The 17,506-nt window shown below is 68.2% G+C and carries 10 protein-coding genes; 2 read left to right on the top strand and 8 right to left on the bottom strand.

Going from position 1 to position 17,506, the window contains the following annotated elements:
- The first annotated feature begins 143 nt into the window (after positions 1 to 143).
- The gene (locus tag AC6CHL_RS04765) at positions 144 to 626 is read left to right on the top strand and encodes a peroxiredoxin (RefSeq protein WP_038686925.1); all 483 of its coding nucleotides are present in this window, start codon (positions 144 to 146) and stop codon (positions 624 to 626) included.
- Between the two features lie 29 nt (positions 627 to 655).
- Positions 656 to 1,243, top strand: coding sequence for a ferritin-like domain-containing protein (locus AC6CHL_RS04770; RefSeq protein ID WP_463601457.1), 588 nt, complete (start codon positions 656 to 658; stop codon positions 1,241 to 1,243).
- 374 nt (positions 1,244 to 1,617) lie between these two features.
- Here AC6CHL_RS04770 and pbpC read toward each other — a convergent pair whose 3' ends face one another.
- From pbpC to prpB, 8 genes are all read right to left on the bottom strand, one after another.
- Positions 1,618 to 3,993: a penicillin-binding protein 1C gene (gene pbpC / locus AC6CHL_RS04775; RefSeq protein WP_498293587.1), complete on the bottom strand. Its 2,376-nt coding sequence runs from the start codon at positions 3,991 to 3,993 to the stop codon at positions 1,618 to 1,620.
- A 55-nt stretch (positions 3,994 to 4,048) separates the two neighbouring features.
- Positions 4,049 to 8,968: an alpha-2-macroglobulin family protein gene (locus AC6CHL_RS04780; protein ID WP_448134187.1), complete on the bottom strand. Its 4,920-nt coding sequence runs from the start codon at positions 8,966 to 8,968 to the stop codon at positions 4,049 to 4,051.
- Between the two features lie 187 nt (positions 8,969 to 9,155).
- Complete coding sequence (locus tag AC6CHL_RS04785; RefSeq protein WP_463601460.1) at positions 9,156 to 10,613, bottom strand: bifunctional 2-methylcitrate dehydratase/aconitate hydratase; 1,458 nt, start codon at positions 10,611 to 10,613, stop codon at positions 9,156 to 9,158.
- An 18-nt stretch (positions 10,614 to 10,631) separates the two neighbouring features.
- Entirely contained in the window at positions 10,632 to 11,822 is a 1,191-nt protein-coding gene (gene prpF, locus AC6CHL_RS04790) for a 2-methylaconitate cis-trans isomerase PrpF (protein WP_038686915.1), read from the bottom strand.
- A 28-nt stretch (positions 11,823 to 11,850) separates the two neighbouring features.
- Positions 11,851 to 12,558: a hypothetical protein gene (locus tag AC6CHL_RS04795; RefSeq protein ID WP_447595138.1), complete on the bottom strand. Its 708-nt coding sequence runs from the start codon at positions 12,556 to 12,558 to the stop codon at positions 11,851 to 11,853.
- Between the two features lie 101 nt (positions 12,559 to 12,659).
- Positions 12,660 to 15,275 carry a Fe/S-dependent 2-methylisocitrate dehydratase AcnD gene (gene acnD, locus AC6CHL_RS04800; protein ID WP_498293590.1) on the bottom strand — a complete coding sequence of 872 codons (2,616 nt, stop codon included), beginning with the start codon at positions 15,273 to 15,275 and terminating at the stop codon, positions 12,660 to 12,662.
- A gap of 139 nt (positions 15,276 to 15,414) precedes the next feature.
- Positions 15,415 to 16,572: a bifunctional 2-methylcitrate synthase/citrate synthase gene (prpC, locus tag AC6CHL_RS04805; RefSeq protein WP_038686909.1), complete on the bottom strand. Its 1,158-nt coding sequence runs from the start codon at positions 16,570 to 16,572 to the stop codon at positions 15,415 to 15,417.
- A gap of 29 nt (positions 16,573 to 16,601) precedes the next feature.
- Positions 16,602 to 17,492: a methylisocitrate lyase gene (gene prpB, locus AC6CHL_RS04810; RefSeq protein WP_038686907.1), complete on the bottom strand. Its 891-nt coding sequence runs from the start codon at positions 17,490 to 17,492 to the stop codon at positions 16,602 to 16,604.
- Positions 17,493 to 17,506 lie beyond the last annotated feature (14 nt).

Below are 17,506 nucleotides of genomic sequence, written 5' to 3' on the forward strand. Positions count from 1 at the left end.
CAATGCGTCGCGCATGGGCGGCGGCTACGCTGGCCCCGGCAGCGCTGCCCTGCCGTTGAAATGGGTGTCCACGCGATTTTTTCAACGTTTTGACGCCACCCTCCCACCCCGCTTACTACGCTGTCCGTGTCCAAGGAGTCCGCATGACCATCCACGTTGGCGACCGCATTCCCGAAGTCACCCTCAAACGCATCCGCGAGGGCATGGAGACCATCGACACCCATGCCCTGTTCGACGGACGCCGGGCGGTGCTGTTCGCCGTGCCCGGTGCGTTCACGCCGACCTGTTCGGCCCGCCACCTGCCCGGCTATGTGGAGCACTTCGCCGATTTCCGCCACCGCGGCATCGACGTGTTCTGCATGGCGGTCAACGACCCGTTCGTGATGAAGGCCTGGGGCGAAAGCCAACACGTGCCCGACGGCCTGCAGCTGCTGTCCGACGGCAACGGCGAGTTCACCCGCGCGCTCGGGCTGGAGATGGATGCCAGCAGTTCGGGCATGGGCCTGCGGTCGCGCCGCTTCGCGCTCTACGTCGAAGACGGCGTGGTGCGCCAGACCTTCATCGAGGAACCCGGCCAGTTCGAGGTGTCCTCGGCAACGTACGTGCTGGAGCACCTGCCCAGCTGATCCCCCGCAACAAAGGAACCCGGCCAGCCATGTCAACGCCAGCCAAGCAATCCAGCACCGCCCCCGCCACCCGCCGCACCGGCCCGGACGGCATCAGCGATACCGCCACCCTGCGTGCCCGCGCGCGCAAGGACATCGAGGACGGCGCGATCACGCCGACCTACAGCGCCGACCGCGAGGCGGTGATCAAGCTGCTCAACGATGCACTGGCCACCGAGTACGTGTGCGTGCTCCGCTACTACCGCCACTACTTCATGGCCAAGGGCATGCTCGCCGACGCGGTCAAGGGTGAGTTCCTGGAGCACGCCCAGCAGGAGCAGGCACACGCCGGCAAGCTGGCCGAGCGCATCGTGCAGCTGGGCGGCGAACCGGATCTCAACCCGGACACCCTGACCGCGCGTTCGCATGCCGAATACAAGGAAGGCAAGGACCTGCGCGACATGGTCCGCGAGAACCTCATCGCCGAGCGCATCGCCATCGACAGCTATCGCGAAATGATCAATTTCGTCGGCGACAAGGACACCACCACCAAGCGCATCCTCGAAGAGATCCTGGCCCAGGAAGAGGAACACGCCGACGAGTTCGCCGACCTGCTGGACGGCTGGATCGGGGAATAACCCCCACGCATCTGGAACCGGTGGTGCCGGCCGCTGGCCGGCTCTTCCGCTGTACTCCTGCCGGAACTGCTGCTGCCCCGGCCCCTGCTCGCGGATGATCAAACCGGTAGGGTCGCGCCCCAGCCGACTGCCGATACGCCCTCAACATGCGGTGGTGGCATGACCTGTGGTGAGGACGGTGCTGGTGCGCTTTTCCGACACAGGTCATGCCCTACCGGATGCGGAAGATGCATCGGCAGTCGGCTGGGGCGCGACCCTACCGGTGATATTGCCGCGTGCCGTTGGGATGGGTGGGCATTCCGTTGAATGGGTGTGGGTGACGTCGGGATGCCTGCGCGTGGTGTTGCCATGGCGGGACGCGCCACCGCGGGTTGCTACCGCAGGATGCGGAACCGGACCTGCGTCCAGGCACCATCGGAGGCGAGCGCGGTAAGGGTGTGCTCGCCGGTTTCGTCGAAATCGCGCTGGAACAGGCGCGCGCCCTCGGTGCGTGCGATCCAGCGTCCGTCCAGCAGCCAGTCGATGCTGTTGTCGTTGCCCAGCGCGCGCAGCTGCAGGCGTACGCCATGCTCTGCATTGGGCGCGCGGGCCAGTGTGGCGCGGTCGTTGAGGCCTTCGATGTGCAGGCTGCCGCCGCTTTCGCGGCCATCGTCGCTGCAGTCCGGCGACAACGCCGGCAGCTGCGACGCATGCCGCTGTGCCAAGGGCAACCACGGGGACAACAGGGCCGGCCAGCGTGCGATCTCGCGCACCTCGGTCTCGTGCGGCAGGCGGCAATCCGGCGACACCCGCAGGCCGCTGCGCGCGTCCACGTTGAACCGTTGGCGCCCCGGCTGCCACAGCCGCGCGTCGCGTTCGGCGAAGGTGGGCGGCACCACGCCGTCCAGCACGAACGCATCCAGGCGGCGTTGGCACAACGCGTCCTCGGTGCGCTCGGCCAGCTCCCCGGTCGGCCAGCAGATCGCCTCGCGGGTCACGTTGGGCGGCATCGGCGCGCCGCTGGCGTCGCCGGCCTGGCGCGGCAGGCTGTCCACCACCTCGAACATCAGCGGCAACGCGGTGACCGCTCCGTACTGCCCGGGCAACGGCGTGCCATCGGGCCGCCCCACCCACACCCCCACGGTGTAGTGGCGGGTACTGCCGATCGCCCAGGCATCGCGGTAGCCGTAGCTGGTGCCGGTCTTCCACGCCACCCGCGGGCGCCCGGTGACATCGAAGGTGCCGCTGCCGTACCCGGGCCGCGGGTTGGACTCGAGCACTTCGCGGGTGATCCACGCCGCACCCGGCGACATCAGGCGGCGTTCGATCACCGGATCGGCAGCGGTGTAGCGCACACGGCCGGCGATGCCGTTGCGGTTGAAGCCGGCGAATGCCCCAACCAGATCTTCCAGGCGCGCACCGGTGCCGCCGAGGATCAGCGACAGGTTGGGCGCGCTGCCATGCGGGAAGCGCAGCGTGATGCCGGCGTGCGACAGCCGCGCGGCGAAGCGCGCCGAGCCGACCCGGTCCAGCAGCTCCACCGCCGGCACGTTGAGCGACAGCCGCAGTGCCGTGGCCGAACTGACCGGTCCGTTGAACGCCGCGTCGAAATTGCCCGGGCGGTAACCACCGAACGCCTGCGGTGCGTCCACCATCAGGCTTTCCGAATGGATGAGCCCATCATCCAGCGCCATGCCGTACAGGAACGGCTTGAGCGTGGAACCGGGCGAGCGCCAGGCCTGCACCATGTCCACGTGGCCCAGCCGCTGCTTGTCGCCGAAGGCCACCGAACCGACGTAGGCGCGGGCCTCCAGCGTGCGGTTGTCGACCACCAGCAAGGCAGCGGACGTTCGCTCGGGCAGCTGCGAGAAGTACGACGACACCCGTTCTTCCAGCGTGCGCTGCAGGCCGATGTCCAACGTGCTTTCGATCCGCGCCGCACGCGGTTGCGCCGACCGCAGCCGTTGCGCCAGCAACGCGGCATGCAGCGGCGGCTGCAGTGCCCGGGTGACCACCGGCTCGATGCGGGCATCGTCCACGTCGTCACGGCTCCACACGCCCAGCGCGACCATGCGCTCGAGCACCTTGTCGCGCGCGCGTTGCGCCGCTTCGGGGTGGCGGTCCGGGCGCAGCCGGCTGGGCGCCTGCGGCAACACCGCCAGCAATGCGGCTTCGGCCTGCGACAGCCGCGCAGCCGGCTTGCCCAGGTAGGCCCAGCTGGCCGCCTCCACGCCTTCGATGGTGCCGCCATACGGTGCGCGTTCCAGGTACAGCGCCAGGATCTGCGCCTTGCTCAGGTGCACTTCCAGCTGCACCGCGCGCAGCATCTGCTTGGCCTTGCCCCACGGCGTGCGCGTATGCGGGTCGAGGATGCGCGCCACCTGCATGGTCAGGGTGGAACCACCGGACACGATCCGCCCCTGCAGCAGCCATTGCTTGCCGGCGCGCAGCAACCCCCACGGGTTGATCCCGGGGTGCCGCCAGAACCAACGGTCTTCGTAATTGAGCAGCGCCTGCAGGTACAGGGGCGACACGCTGTCGATGGACGCCGGGTACCGCCACACACCGTCGGCATCGGCGAACGCGCGCAGCGGCGTGCCGTCGCGGGCGACCACCAGGGTACTGGTGTCGCGCAGCTTCGGCAGCGGCGGCGGGAACGCCAGGTCAAGCACCAGCAGCAGGCTGAGCACGGCCACCGTGCCCCACCGCAGCGTGGGCAACAGCCACTGCCGCGCCCGCAGTGCCAGGCGCTTGAAGGGGAATGACGTCATCGGCTGAACGACAGCGTGGTGCGGGCCATCGCGTCGGCGATGGCCCGCACCCGGCTCACGGTTGGACCACGGTCAACGTGGTCGGGTAGCTACGGCCCACCCCACGCAGGTCGGGGCGGTACATGTCTTCCACCAGCGGCGGCGGCACCGTGTAGGTTCCCGGAGTAACCGCGCGCACCAGGTAGAACACCTTGGCGGTACTGCCCCGCGACAGCTTCACCGCGGCCACGTAGCGGTCGTCGCGGAACTCCTCGTGGCGCAGCGTGGCGGCATCGCCGCGGTCGTTGACGTTGAGCCCGTCCACAACCACGTCGGCCCACTGCTTGGCGTCGCCCAGGTTGAAGTTCTCGATCTCCAGGCCCGCCGGCAACAGGTCCGTCAGCAGCGCGTCGGGCATGTCCACGTTCGGGGTGATGCTGACCCGCACGATCAACGCCTCGCCTTCCTTCAACGCGCGCGGCGTCCACGGCTTGCCGTCGGTGGTGTACCAGGTGCGTTCCACGCCCAGGTGGCGGCTGTCCGGCTCCGGTGCGGTGCGCGGGATGCCGGCCACGTCCAGGCTGGCGAACATCGGCGGCTCCCCCTGCGGGGTGAAGCGCACGCCCTTGGCCAGCGCGGCGTAGTCGAAGCTGCGCCCGAACAGGCGACGCGCGGCGATGGCCTCCACCTCACCGCCCACAGCCAGTTCGCCGGACACCAGCTTCTTCTGGTTGGCCGACAGGGCCTTGCCCAGGCGCGCGATGGCGACCTGTTCCTGCGTGCTCAACCACAGCCCGCTGCTGCTGCGGCGTGCATCCAGGGCCCGGCCCAGGTCGACCGCACGGGCGTCATAGCCCGGCTTGGACAGCTTGCGCTCGTGCAGCAGCGCGATCATCAGTGCGTCATCGCGCACCGCGCTGCCGTAGTCACCGAAGTACTGCGGGCGTTCGCTGCTCGGCTTGGCAAAGCCGGCGGCAATGGCCGCATCGCCACGCTTGTGGTCGCCCTGCAGCGACAACGCGATACCCAGGTGGACCAGCGGCAGGCCGGTCAGCGCCTTGCTGCGTTCGTTGTCATACAGCGCGCGCAGCGTACCCAGCGGCGCGCGGTTGACCCGCGCCAGCACGTAACCGGAGTAGGCCTGGTTGGCGAACTTGAGGTTCTCGCGGCGGTCTTCACCGTAGAACTGGTTGCCACCGGACAGCAGGTCTTCGCTCAGGCGGTTGAGCGCCTTCTGCAGCACGCTGTCGGGCACCGCAAAACCCCCGTCCTTGGCATCCAGCAGGAACTCGGCGATGTACGGGGTGAGCCATGGGTTCACATAGCCGTCGTCGCCCCACATCGAGAAGTTGCCGTTCGCCACCTGCATCGAGGCCAGCCGGCCGAACGCGCCTTCCATGCGCTCACGGCGGGTCTTGGCATCCAGGCCGTCGGCACCGAGCATGGCCGAGGTCGCCTCGTCCAGCATCAGCGCCGCGTAGCCCTTGCTGGTGGTCTGCTCGGCGCAGCCATACGGATACTTCAGTGCGTCGTTGAGCGCGCTGGCAAACGGAATCGGCGGCAGCGCGCTGACCAGCATGCGGGCGGTCACCGAATCGCTCATCAGGCCATCGGCCAGGCCGCTGCCCATCTCCACCGCACCCAGCGGGTCCAGCGTGCGGGTCTGCGAGCGCAGGATCTGCGGCCAGGCGGCGCGCACCGGCAGGTCGTAGCGGCGGTCCACCTTGAAGCCGTTGCCGTCCACCCGCACCCGCACCTTGGCCACCGTGTAGCCCTCGCGCGCGGTCAGCGGGAAGCTCAGGGTGGTCTTGGCGTCGGCCTTGAGCTGCAGCGTGCGGGTCGGTTCACCCAGGGCGAGCGGACCGATGCCGTCGACCTGCACCTTGAACTCGCCCGGCGTGCCGGTGAAGTTCTGCACGTCCAGGGTGACCGTGCTGCGGTCGCCCGGCGCCATCACCCGCGGCATGCTGGCTTCGGCCAGGATCGGCGCGCGCACCACCGTTTCCACATCGCGCTTGCCGTACTGGTCATCGGAATACACCACCGCCGACACCCGCAGGGTGCCGTTGAAGTCCGGCACCTTCAGCGCGATCCGGGCGATGCCCTTGGCATCGAGCTTCACCGGGCCGGAGAACAGGTCCACGGTCTGCACGCGCGCGGTGGGACGCTTGGCCTGGGGCATCGCCGCCAGCGCCATGTCGCCGCCGAACTTGAGCTTGCCGCTGCTGCCGTCAAAGCTCTCGATCACGCGGCTGTAGATGTCATAGGCATCCACGTCCAGGCGGCGCTGCGCGAAGAAGTGGCCGGCCGCGTCGGGCACCGGGAAGCGGGTGATGTTGAGGATGCCCACGTCCACCGCCGACACGGTCACGTGCGCCACCTTGCCCGCCAGCTGCGGCGCGCTCACCGTCACCGGCAGGGTCTGCTCGGGGCGCATCTGCTTGGGCGCCGACAGGCCGACCGCGATCTGGCGCGCCTTGCGGTCCATCGGCACGTGCACCACGCCCACGGCACGGGCCGGGGTGATCTTGCTCGGCGCACTGCCGCCACGGAACACCAGCGCGGTGATGTAGACGTCGTGGCGCTCCCACTCGGCGGTGACCGGGATGTCGAAGGTGCTGCCCGGCTTGGCGTCGATCTCCTGCACGTACAGCATCTTGTCGCTTTCCACCATCAGGATGCCCTTGCCGGCATGCGGCGGGGTAACGGTGACGCGGACCTTGTCGCCGGCCTTGTAGCCGGTCTTGTCCAGGCCCAGCTTGATCTTGTCCGGGCGTGCATCCAGGCCGCGGTTGTCGTCGTTCCAGCTCCAGCCGGCGCGGAACGGATAGCGGCTGGTCAGCCCGGTGGTCGGATCGAACACCTCCAGGCGGTACTCGCCCCACTCCACCGGCAGGTCGACCGTGGTGGCCGCGGTGCCGGCGTCGACGGTGCGGGTGTCCTTGTTCTCGAAGCGGCGGGTGAAGTCGTAATCCCAGCGGTTGTCGTTGAAGGTCCAGTGGTAGTCGCGCAGCTCGCGCACCAGGGTGATCTTCAGGCCCTTGGCCGGCTGCGGCTTGCCTGCGGCGTCCACACGCATCACTTCGAAGCGCGCGGTGCTGTTGGCATCGGCGCCGTCATCGGGATTGAACAGCGGACGCACGCCGACCAGCGCCGGCGCCGGCCACATCACCCGCTTCAGCGTGCGGGTGACGGTGCGCCCGCCGGTTTCGTACACGCTGCCGGACACCACCACCGCGATCGGGGCGGTCGGCTTGACCTCATCGGGCAGCGCCACGTCCTGGCGCAGCTTGCCGTCGGCCGGGAATTCGGTGTCGATGATGTCGCGTGCCTCACGCGGCAGTGCAATGGTGGGGTCACCGAAGAAGTAGCCCGGCAACGCCTCCACCGGGGACTGCTCGGCCGCCACGGCCAGGCGCGCGGTGAAGCGGTTGCCGTCGGCGGGCGCGCCGTACAGGTAGGCCGCATCCGCGATCAGCTTGAGCGGCTCACCCGGCTTGAGGGTCTTCTGGGCACTGTCCAGGTCCAGCTTCATGCGCTCGGGCAGGAACTCCTCGATGCGCAAGGTCATGCCCTGGATGGCTTCCTTGCTGGCCGGGTTGGTGCGGAACTCCACCTGCCAGCGCCCGGTCGGGGCTTCGGCCGGAATGGTCTGTTCGAAGCTGAAATAGCCCTGCTCGCCCGGCTGCAGGCGGGTTTCGCGGAAGGTCTTGCCGTCCGGCTGCTTCAGGCGCAGGAAGACCGGCTGCGGCTTGGTCGGCTTGCCATCGTTGTCGCGCAGCAGCGCGGAGATGCGCACCGTTTCACCGGGGCGGTACAGGTCGCGGCCGGACCAGGCGAACACGTCGAACCAGGCGTTGTCACGCCCGGCCACCGCGAACTCGCTCAGGTCCAGCGCCGGCTGGTTGAACGGCAGCATCGAGGTGTCCGCACCGCTGCTGGCGATCAGCACGTGGCTGGCATCGAGCGTGTAGTTGAGCAGTGCATTGCCGTTGCCGTCGGTGCTGCCCTTGAGCACCACCTCGCCCTTGCCGTCGAGGATGCGCAGCTCGATCTTCTTCAGCGCCGCCCCGCTCTGCAGCGAGGCGGTGTGCACGAACAGCTTGTCCTTGTAGGCGCGGGTGTGCAGGCCGATGTCGCTGACGGTGAAGAAGGCGGTGTCGAACTCGCTTTCGAACGAGCCGCTGCGCTTCATCACCGCGAAGTACAGGCCGGGCTCCTGCAGCTGCTTGATCTCCTGGGTGGGCAGGTAGGTCAGCACGCGCTCGTTCTGCTTGCCGCCCAGCACGAACCGGTTGACGTACACCGGCTCGGCCAGCTTGGACATCGGCACGCGGTCGTCATAGTCGCTGTCCAGGTCCCAGCTGCCGCGACGCCCGCCGCGCTGGTACTGGCTGAAGAAGGTGGGCAGCTGGTTCTCGCGCACGCGCAGGAACTCCACGTCCACTTCCTGCACGTTCACCGACACCACCGGCAGGCCACGGCTGTCCTTGGCCGGCAGCACGCTGCCCTGCGAGGCGAAGCCGGCCACCGGCTTGAGCTCGCCGGTGAACACTTTCTGGCGCAGCTCCTTGCCGATGCGGCTGCCATCGGCGGCCAGCAGGTCGGGCGAGACGATCAGGTTGTATTCCTTGGCCGCCTCGACGAACGGGTAGCGCAGGGTCAGACCGTCATCGGACAGGGTCCAGCTGCTGTCCTCGGTGCCCACCTTCTCGGCGAAGCGGACCAGCGCGTCGAAGTCCTGGGTGCCCACCAGCGGGCGCGAGAATTCCAGCGCCAGCGACACGCCGTCGCCCTTCTGGTCGGGGTAGGCCCGCACCAGGGTGAACTCGCTGACCTTCTCGGCCTTGGCCGCGATCGGTGCGCCGGACGGGGTAGGCAGCTGCCCGCTGTTGTTGCGGTTGCACCCCCCGATACCCAGGGCCAGGCCGGCGACCAGCGCCAGGCCCGCGATTCCCTTCCAGCTCCACTGCCCGACCCGACTGCGGCTAGCCATGATGACGCTCCTTGATCAAGGCGGCCAGTATAGAGGGCGACCCGGCTCGAGCGGAGCCGGGTGACGGTCGGGTCTGCGTGGCGTCCGGGGTAGCCGACCAACGGTCGGCTCTACCGGGGATGGGGTGTGGCCGACCGCGCATCGGGTGTGGCCGGCTGGGGATGTGGCAGCCGACCGACGGTCGGCTCTACCCGGCTACGTAGAGGTTTACGTAGTCGTGTACGGGCATCGCTTCCAGCACCACCGGGTCCAGTGAGGCGTCGAGGATGCGGCGCTGCTGCTGGGTCGGGTAAGTGGCGGTGAGGTGGGCGCGGAACTTGTCCTCCAGCAGCGGGATGCCCTCGGCGCGGCGGCGGGCGTGGCCCAGCGGGTACTCCACCTCGGCTTCCAGGGTGCTGCCGTCGGTGAACGCCACCGCCAGCGCGTTGGCGATGCTGCGCTTGTCCGGGTCCAGGTAGTCGGCGGTGTAGCGCGGCTCCTCGACGCAGGTGATCTTCGCGCGCAGCGCATCGATGCGCGGGTCGGCGGCCACGTCGTCCTCGTAGTCCTCGGCCACCAGGCGGCCGAAGATCAGCGCGATGGCGACCATGTACTGCACGCAGTGGTCGCGGTCGGCCGGGTTATGCAGCGGGCCGGGCTTGTCGATGATGCGCAGGCAGGCCTGCTGGGTGCGCAGGGTGATGTGGGCGATGTCCTCGCTGCGCTTGCCGGCCGCGCGCATGCGCGCATGCAGCTGCATCGCCGCCTCCACGGCGGTCTGCCCGTGGAATTCGGCCGGGTAGCTGATCTTGAACAGCACGTTTTCCATCACGTAGCTGCCATACGGGCGCTGGAAGCGGAACGGCTGCCCGCCAAAGCTGACGTCGTAGAAGCCCCAGGTGGGTGCGGTCAGCGCACTCGGGTACCCCATCTCGCCCGCCGCGGCCATCAGTGCCAGCCGCACCGCGCGGCTGGTGGCATCGCCGGCCGCCCAGCTCTTGCGCGAGCCGGTGTTGGGGGCGTGCCGGTAGGTGCGCAGCGACTGCCCGTCCACCCAGGCCAGCGACACCGCATTGAGCATGCGCTCGCGGTCCAGCCCGAGCAGGTGCGCGACCACGGCGGTGGAGGCCACCTTGACCAGCACCACGTGGTCCAGCCCGACCCGGTTGAATGCGTTTTCCAACGCCAGGCAGCCCTGGATCTCATGCGCCTTGACCATCGCCACGAGCACGTCGCGCATGGTCAACGGCGGCCGCCGCAGTGCTTCGGCGTTGCGGCTGAGCCAGTCGGCCGTGGCCAGGATGCCGCCGAGGTTGTCGGACGGATGGCCCCATTCGGCGGCCAGCCAGGTGTCGTTGAAGTCCAGCCAGCGCACCATCGCGCCGATGTTGAAGGCCGCCTGCACCGGGTCCAGTTCGAAGCGCGTGCCCGGCACGCGCGCGCCGTTGACCACCCGGGTGCCAGGCACCAGCGGTCCGAGCAGCTTGCTGCAGGCGGGAAACGCCAGGGCCGCCAGGCCGCAGCCAAGCGTGTCGATCAGGCAATGGCGCGCGGTGCTGAAGGCCAGCGGCGACTCCACCCGGAAGTCGCGCACGTAGTCCACGATGTCGGTCATGACCGCATCCCATGGCGGTCGCTGGTTGCTGCTGTGGTCGTGACCGGACATCGTGATCTCCTGTTGAACCTACAAGGTGTCGGCGGGTACCCGCACCGCGCCTTCCATCAGCACGCGTGCACTGCGGCTCATGATGGCCTTGGTGACCGTCCACTGCCCGTCAACGAACGCCGCCTGTGCGCCCACCCGCAGCGTGCCGGACGGATGCCCGAAGGTGACCGCTTCACGCTCACCGCCACCGGCGGCCCGGTTGACCAGCGTGCCGGGGATCGCAGCGGCGGTGCCGATCGCGACCGCCGCCGTGCCCATCATCGCGTGGTGCAGCTTGCCCATCGACAGCGCGCGCGCGTGCAGGTCGATGTCGCCCGCCGCGATCTGCTTGCCGCTGGAAGACACGTAGTCCTGCGCCGGGGCGACGAACGCCACCTTGGGCGTGTGCTGGCGGGTGGCGGCCTGGTCGATGCTGTCGATCAGGCCCATGCGCACCGCGCCGTGCGCACGGATCGCCTCGAAGCGGGCCAGTGCGGCCTTGTCCTCGTTGATCGCCGGCTGCAGTTCGGTACCGGTGTACCCCAGGTCGGCCGCGTTGAGGAAGATGGTGGGAATGCCGGCGGTGATCATCGTCACCTGGAAGCTGCCCACGCCGGGCACGTCCAGGGTGTCGACCAGGTTGCCGGTCGGGAACATCGACCCGCCCTCGCCGTCGCCGTCATCGGACGGGTCGAGGAACTCCAGCTGGATCTCGGCCGCCGGGAAGGTCACCCCATCCAGTTCGAAATCGCCGATCTCCTGCACCTGGCCATCCACGACCGGCACGTGGGCCAGGATGGTCTTGCCGATATTGGCCTGCCAGATCCGCACGGTGCAGATGCCGTTGTGCGGGATGCGCGCCGGGTCGATGAAGCCGTTGCTGATCGCAAACGGGCCTACCGCGGTGCTGAGGTTGCCGCAGTTGCCGCTCCAATCCACGAACGCGGTATCGATGGCGACCTGACCATACAGATAGTCCACGTCATGATCGGGCACCGACGCGGCGGCGATGATCACGCACTTGCTGGTGCTGGAGGTGGCACCGCCCATGCCGTCGGTGTGCTTGCCATACGGGTCGGGCGAGCCGATCACACGCATCAGCAGCGCATCGCGGGCCGGGCCCGGCACCTGCGCCGCCACCGGCAGGTCGGTCAGCCGGAAGAACACGCCCTTGCTGGTACCGCCACGCAGGTAGGTGGCCGGAATGCGGAGCTGGGGGAGGAAGGTCATAACGGATGCCTTGGAAGTCTTGGAAAAATCAGCGCTGGGCGACCAGCGCGGGAAGAGGATGACGTTTGTGCGCGGCCAGGGCGCTGCGCTGCTCCCAGCGGAACAGCCACAGGATGGCCAGCTTGGTGCTGCCGCTGACCACGGCCAGCAGCAACAGCGGCCAGCCCAGGTGCAGCCCCATCGCGAAGGCGAAGACGACCGTGGAAACATCCATCAGCAGGATCAGCTGGCTCATCCGCAGCGATACCGCACCGGTGCGGCCGGAGCGCCAGATCAGCAGGATCTGGTGCGCATACCCCTGCGCCAGCAACGCGGTGATGGCCACGATCATCGCCGAGGCCAGCACCCGCCCTTCGTCGACGTGGCGCTGCCCCCAAACCAGCCCGGCCAGCGCACACAGCAGTGCCAGGCAGGCCAGCGCCAGCCCGGTGGTGGCCGCGCGGCTGCGCCGGTCCGTCCAGATCTCGCGCAGGATCAGCAGCACCAGCACCGAGGCGAGCAGGCGCGGCCAGACAATGAAGTGGTTGAACGGCTGGATGGTGTAGCCGTAGACGAAGAACGACAGATAGGCCAGGAAACTGACCGTGAACTGGTTGAGCGACAGGATGTCGGTGGCGCCACCGTTGGCCGCGCCCGCGCTGCGGCGCCGCCAGACCTTGCGCAGCTGCGCCCACACGCCGACCAGGCTGAGCAGGATGAACGCGGTGTTGATGATGCCCGCCACGGTGTAGAACATGTCGCCGACCGTCCTGTCTGGTATCGCTTGCCAGCGCATCGGTGGCCCCATGCCACCGACGCTGCGGGCGCACACACCGGGTGTGCGCGCCCGTGTTGCCCTCATGCCACCTGCGACGCTTCCAGGAAGTCCTGGGCGAAGCGCTGCAGCACGCCGCCGGCCTCGTAGATGGACACCTCCTCGGCGGTGTCCAGGCGGCAGGTGACCGGCACCTTCAGCTGTTCACCGTTGTGGCGGTGGATCACCAGGGTCAGCTCGGCACGCGGCACGCGCCCGCCGATCACATCGAAGGTTTCGGTGCCATCGATGCCCAGCGTCTTGCGGTTCACGCCGTCCTTGAACTCCAGCGGCAGCACGCCCATGCCGATCAGGTTGGTGCGGTGGATGCGTTCGAAGCCTTCGGCGGCAATCGCCTCCACGCCGGCCAGGCGCACGCCCTTGGCGGCCCAGTCGCGCGAACTGCCCTGGCCGTAGTCGGCACCGGCGATGATGATCAGCGGCTGCTTGCGCGCCATGTAGGTTTCAATGGCTTCCCACATGCGCGTGACCTGCCCGTCCGGCTCCACGCGCGCCAACGAGCCCTGCTTGACCTGGCCATCGACCACGGCCATTTCGTTGATCAGCTTCGGGTTGGCGAAGGTGGCGCGCTGCGCGGTGAGGTGGTCGCCGCGGTGGGTGGCGTAGGAATTGAAGTCCTCTTCCGGCAGGCCCATCTTGGCCAGATACTCACCGGCGGCGCTGCTGGCCATGATCGCGTTGGACGGCGACAGGTGGTCGGTGGTGATGTTGTCGCCGAGCACGGCCAGCGGACGCATGCCACTGAGCGAGCGCGCACCGGCCAGAGCGCCTTCCCAGTACGGCGGGCGGCGGATGTAGGTGCTCTGCTCGCGCCACGCATACAGCGGGCTGATCGGCGCGCCGTGCTCCACCTTGAAGGTGAACATCGGGTCGTAGACCTGGCGGAACTGCTCCGGCTTGACGCAGGCCTTGACCACCGCATCGATCTCGGCATCGCTGGGCCACAGGTCCTTCAGCGTGATCGGGTTGCCATCGGCGTCGTGGCCCAGGGCGTCCTTCTCGATATCGAACCGCACGGTACCGGCGATCGCGTAGGCCACCACCAGCGGCGGCGAGGCCAGGAACGCCTGCTTGGCATACGGATGGATGCGCCCGTCGAAGTTGCGGTTGCCCGACAACACCGCCGTGGCGTACAGGTCGCGGTCGATCACTTCCTGCTGGATTTTCGGGTCCAGCGCGCCGCTCATGCCGTTGCAGGTGGTGCAGGCGAAGGCCACGATGCCAAAGCCCATCTGTTCCAGGTCGCCCAGCAGACCGGCCTCTTCCAGGTACAGCTGCACGGCCTTGGAACCGGGTGCCAGCGAGCTCTTCACCCACGGCTTGCGGGCCAGCCCGGCGCGGTTGGCGTTGCGCGCCAGCAGGGCGGCGGAGATGACGTTGCGCGGGTTGCTGGTGTTGGTGCAGCTGGTGATGGCGGCGATGATCACCGCGCCATCGGGCATCAGCCCCTGTTCCTGCTCCAGCTTGCCCGAGGCCAGCTTGGCTTCATCGGCGATGCCGCGTGCGGCCAGCTCGCTGGTGGCCACGCGCTTGTGCGGGTTGGATGGGCCGGCCATGTTGCGCACCACGCTGGACAGGTCGAACTGCAGCACGCGCTCGTACTGCACGTTGGCCAGGTCGTCCGACCACAGGCCGGCGGCCTTGGCGTAGGTCTCCACCAGCTGCACCTGGGCTTCCTCGCGGCCGGTCAGGCGCAGGTAGTCCAGGGTCTGCTGGTCGATGGAGAACATCGCCGCGGTGGCGCCGAACTCCGGGGTCATGTTGGAAATGGTGGCGCGGTCGCCGATGGTCAGCGCGGTGGCGCCTTCACCGAAGAACTCGATCCACGCCCCCACCACGCGCTCCTTGCGCAGGTATTCGGTCAGCGCCAGCACGATGTCGGTGCAGGTGATGCCCGGCTGCGGGCGACCAGTGAGTTCCACGCCGATGATGTCGGGCAGGCGCATCCACGAGGCGCGGCCGAGCATCACGCTCTCGGCTTCCAGGCCGCCCACGCCGATCGCGATCACGCCCAGCGCGTCCACGTGCGGGGTGTGGCTGTCGGTGCCCACGCAGGTATCGGGGAAGGCCACGCCGTCGCGCACCTGCACCACCGGGGACATCTTCTCCAGGTTGATCTGGTGCATGATCCCGTTGCCCGGCGGAATCACGTCGACGTTCTTGAACGCCTTCTTGGTCCAGTTGATGAAGTGGAACCGGTCTTCGTTGCGACGGTCCTCGATGGCGCGGTTCTTCTCGAACGCAGCCTTGTCGAAGCCGGGGAATTCCACGGCCAGCGAGTGATCGACGATCAGCTGGGTCGGCACCACCGGATTGATCTGGGCCGGGTCGCCACCGGCATCGGCGATGGCATCCCGCAGGCCGGCCAGGTCCACCAGCGCGGTCTGGCCCAGGATGTCATGGCACACCACGCGCGCGGGGAACCACGGGAAATCCAGGTCCTGGCGGCGCTCGATCAGCTGCCGCAACGACGCGTCCAGGGTGGCCGGGTCGCAGCGGCGCACCAGGTTTTCAGCCAGCACGCGCGAGGTGTACGGCAGCGTGGCATAGGCGCCGGGCTGGATCGCATCGACCGCGGCCCGGGTATCGAAATAGTCCAGCGCGGTGCCGGGGAGGTTCTTGCGGTACTGAGTATTCATGGCTGGCGATAGCTGCTTGTTGGCGGGCCGGGGCGTCGTGACGCCGGCGAAGAAGGAGTAGCGACGCCGCAACGGAGTAGACCGGCATCACGCCGGCCTGCTCCGCAAGGCACCCGCGAACGGGTGCGGTACGTCTGTCTTACCTGCGCTGGTCGATCGGCACGAAGGCCTGGTCTTCCGGGCCGGTGTAGTTGGCGCTGGGGCGGATGATCTTGCCGTCGATGCGCTGCTCGATGATGTGCGCGCTCCAGCCGGAGGTGCGTGCGATGACGAACAGCGGGGTGAACATCGCCGTCGGCACGCCCATCATGTGGTAGCTGACCGCGCTGAACCAGTCCAGGTTCGGGAACATCTTCTTGATGTCCCACATCACCGTTTCCAGGCGCTCGGCGATGTCGAACATCTTCACGTTCTGCTGCTCGGCCGACAGGTCGCGCGCCACTTCCTTGATGATGTTGTTGCGCGGATCGCTCACGGTGTACACCGGATGGCCGAAGCCGATCACCACTTCCTTGCGCTCGACGCGGGCCTTGATGTCGGCCTCGGCGTCGTCCGGGCTGTCGTAGCGCTTCTGCACTTCGAAGGCCACTTCATTGGCGCCGCCGTGCTTGGGACCCCGCAGCGCGCCGATGCCGCCGGTGATGCAGCTGTACATGTCGCTGCCGGTGCCGGCGATGACGCGGCAGGCAAAGGTGGACGCATTGAATTCATGCTCGGCGTACAGGATCAGCGAGGTGTGCATCGCCTTCACCCACGAGTCCTGCGGCTTCTCGCCATGCAGCAGGTGCAGGAAGTGGCCGCCGATGGAGTCATCGTCGGTTTCCACGTCGATGGCGCGGCCGTTGTGGCTCCAGTGGTACCAGTACAGCAGCATCGAGCCCAGACAGGCCATCAGCTTGTCGGCGATGTCGCGCGCGCCCGGATGGTTGTGGTCATCCTTTTCCGGCGACACGCAGCCCAGCACGGACACACCGGTACGCATCACGTCCATCGGGTGCGCCGACGGCGGCAGTTCTTCCAGCGCGGCCTTGACCGCGGCCGGGATGCCGCGCAGCGATTTCAGCTTGGACTTGTAGGCCACCAGCTCGGCGCGGGTGGGCAGCTTGCCATGCACCAGCAGGTGGGCGATTTCCTCGAACTCGCTGGTGTTGGCCAGGTCCAGGATGTCGTAGCCCCGGTAGTGCAGGTCGTTGCCGCTGCGGCCCACCGTGCACAGCGCGGTGTTGCCCGCAGCGGTGCCGGACAGGGCGACGGATTTCTTCGGCTTGAAGCCGGGGGCGGTGGTTGCTTCGCTCATGATCCCTCCAGAAAACAAGTGGTGCGACGTTACTTCTTGGCGGCGAACAGCGCATCGAGCTGCTGCTCGAAGGCGTGGTAGCCGATACGGTCGTACAGCTCTTCGCGCGTCTGCATCGCATCGACCACATTACGCTGGTGGCCGTCGCGGCGGATGGTCTCATATACGTTCTCGGCGGCCTTGTTGGCGGCGCGGAACGCGGACAGCGGGAACAGCTGGATGGCAACGCCGGCCGAGGCCAGTTCGTCGCGGGTGAACAGCGGGGTCTTGCCGAACTCGGTGATGTTGGCCAGCACCGGCACCTTCACCGCGTCGACGAAGCGGCGGTAGGTGGCCAGGTCGTAGGCGGCCTCGGCGAAGATGCCGTCAGCGCCGGCCTCGACGCAGGCAATGGCACGTTCGATGGCCGCATCCACGCCGTCCACCTGGATGGCATCGGTGCGCGCGATCAGGAAGAAGTCCGGGTCGGTCTTCGCGTCGGCGGCCGCCTTCACCCGATCGACCATCTCGCCCTGGGTGACGATTTCCTTGCCCGGGCGGTGACCGCAGCGCTTGGCGCCGACCTGGTCTTCGATATGGCAGGCGGCGGCGCCGGCCTTGATCAGCGACTTCACGGTGCGCGCGATGTTGAACGCGCTGGGGCCGAAGCCGGTGTCGATGTCCACCATCAGCGGCAGGTCGCACACATCGGTGATGCGGCGCACGTCGATCAGCACGTCTTCCAGGGTGTTGATGCCCAGGTCCGGCAGGCCCAGCGAACCGGCCGCGACGCCGCCACCGGACAGATAGATGGCGCGGTAGCCGGCGCGCTGCGCCAGCAGGGCGTGGTTGGCGTTGATCGCGCCGATCACCTGCAGGGGCGATTCGGCAGCCAGTGCGGCGCGGAAACGGGCGCCAGCGGAAGAAACAGGGGTGCTCATCGGGCAGCATTCCA

The sequence above is a fragment of the Stenotrophomonas sp. GQ19 genome (genome assembly GCF_059758695.1).

Excerpts from the sequence above, each read along its gene's own strand:
- AC6CHL_RS04765 (WP_038686925.1), top strand. The coding sequence starts at position 144 with ATGACCATCCACGTTGGCGACCGCATTCCCGAAGTCACCCTCAAACGC.
- AC6CHL_RS04770 (WP_463601457.1), top strand. The coding sequence starts at position 656 with ATGTCAACGCCAGCCAAGCAATCCAGCACCGCCCCCGCCACCCGCCGC.
- pbpC (WP_498293587.1), bottom strand. The coding sequence starts at position 3,993 with ATGACGTCATTCCCCTTCAAGCGCCTGGCACTGCGGGCGCGGCAGTGG.
- AC6CHL_RS04780 (WP_448134187.1), bottom strand. The coding sequence starts at position 8,968 with ATGGCTAGCCGCAGTCGGGTCGGGCAGTGGAGCTGGAAGGGAATCGCG.
- AC6CHL_RS04785 (WP_463601460.1), bottom strand. The coding sequence starts at position 10,613 with ATGTCCGGTCACGACCACAGCAGCAACCAGCGACCGCCATGGGATGCG.
- prpF (WP_038686915.1), bottom strand. The coding sequence starts at position 11,822 with ATGACCTTCCTCCCCCAGCTCCGCATTCCGGCCACCTACCTGCGTGGC.
- AC6CHL_RS04795 (WP_447595138.1), bottom strand. The coding sequence starts at position 12,558 with ATGTTCTACACCGTGGCGGGCATCATCAACACCGCGTTCATCCTGCTC.
- acnD (WP_498293590.1), bottom strand. The coding sequence starts at position 15,275 with ATGAATACTCAGTACCGCAAGAACCTCCCCGGCACCGCGCTGGACTAT.
- prpC (WP_038686909.1), bottom strand. The coding sequence starts at position 16,572 with ATGAGCGAAGCAACCACCGCCCCCGGCTTCAAGCCGAAGAAATCCGTC.
- prpB (WP_038686907.1), bottom strand. The coding sequence starts at position 17,492 with ATGAGCACCCCTGTTTCTTCCGCTGGCGCCCGTTTCCGCGCCGCACTG.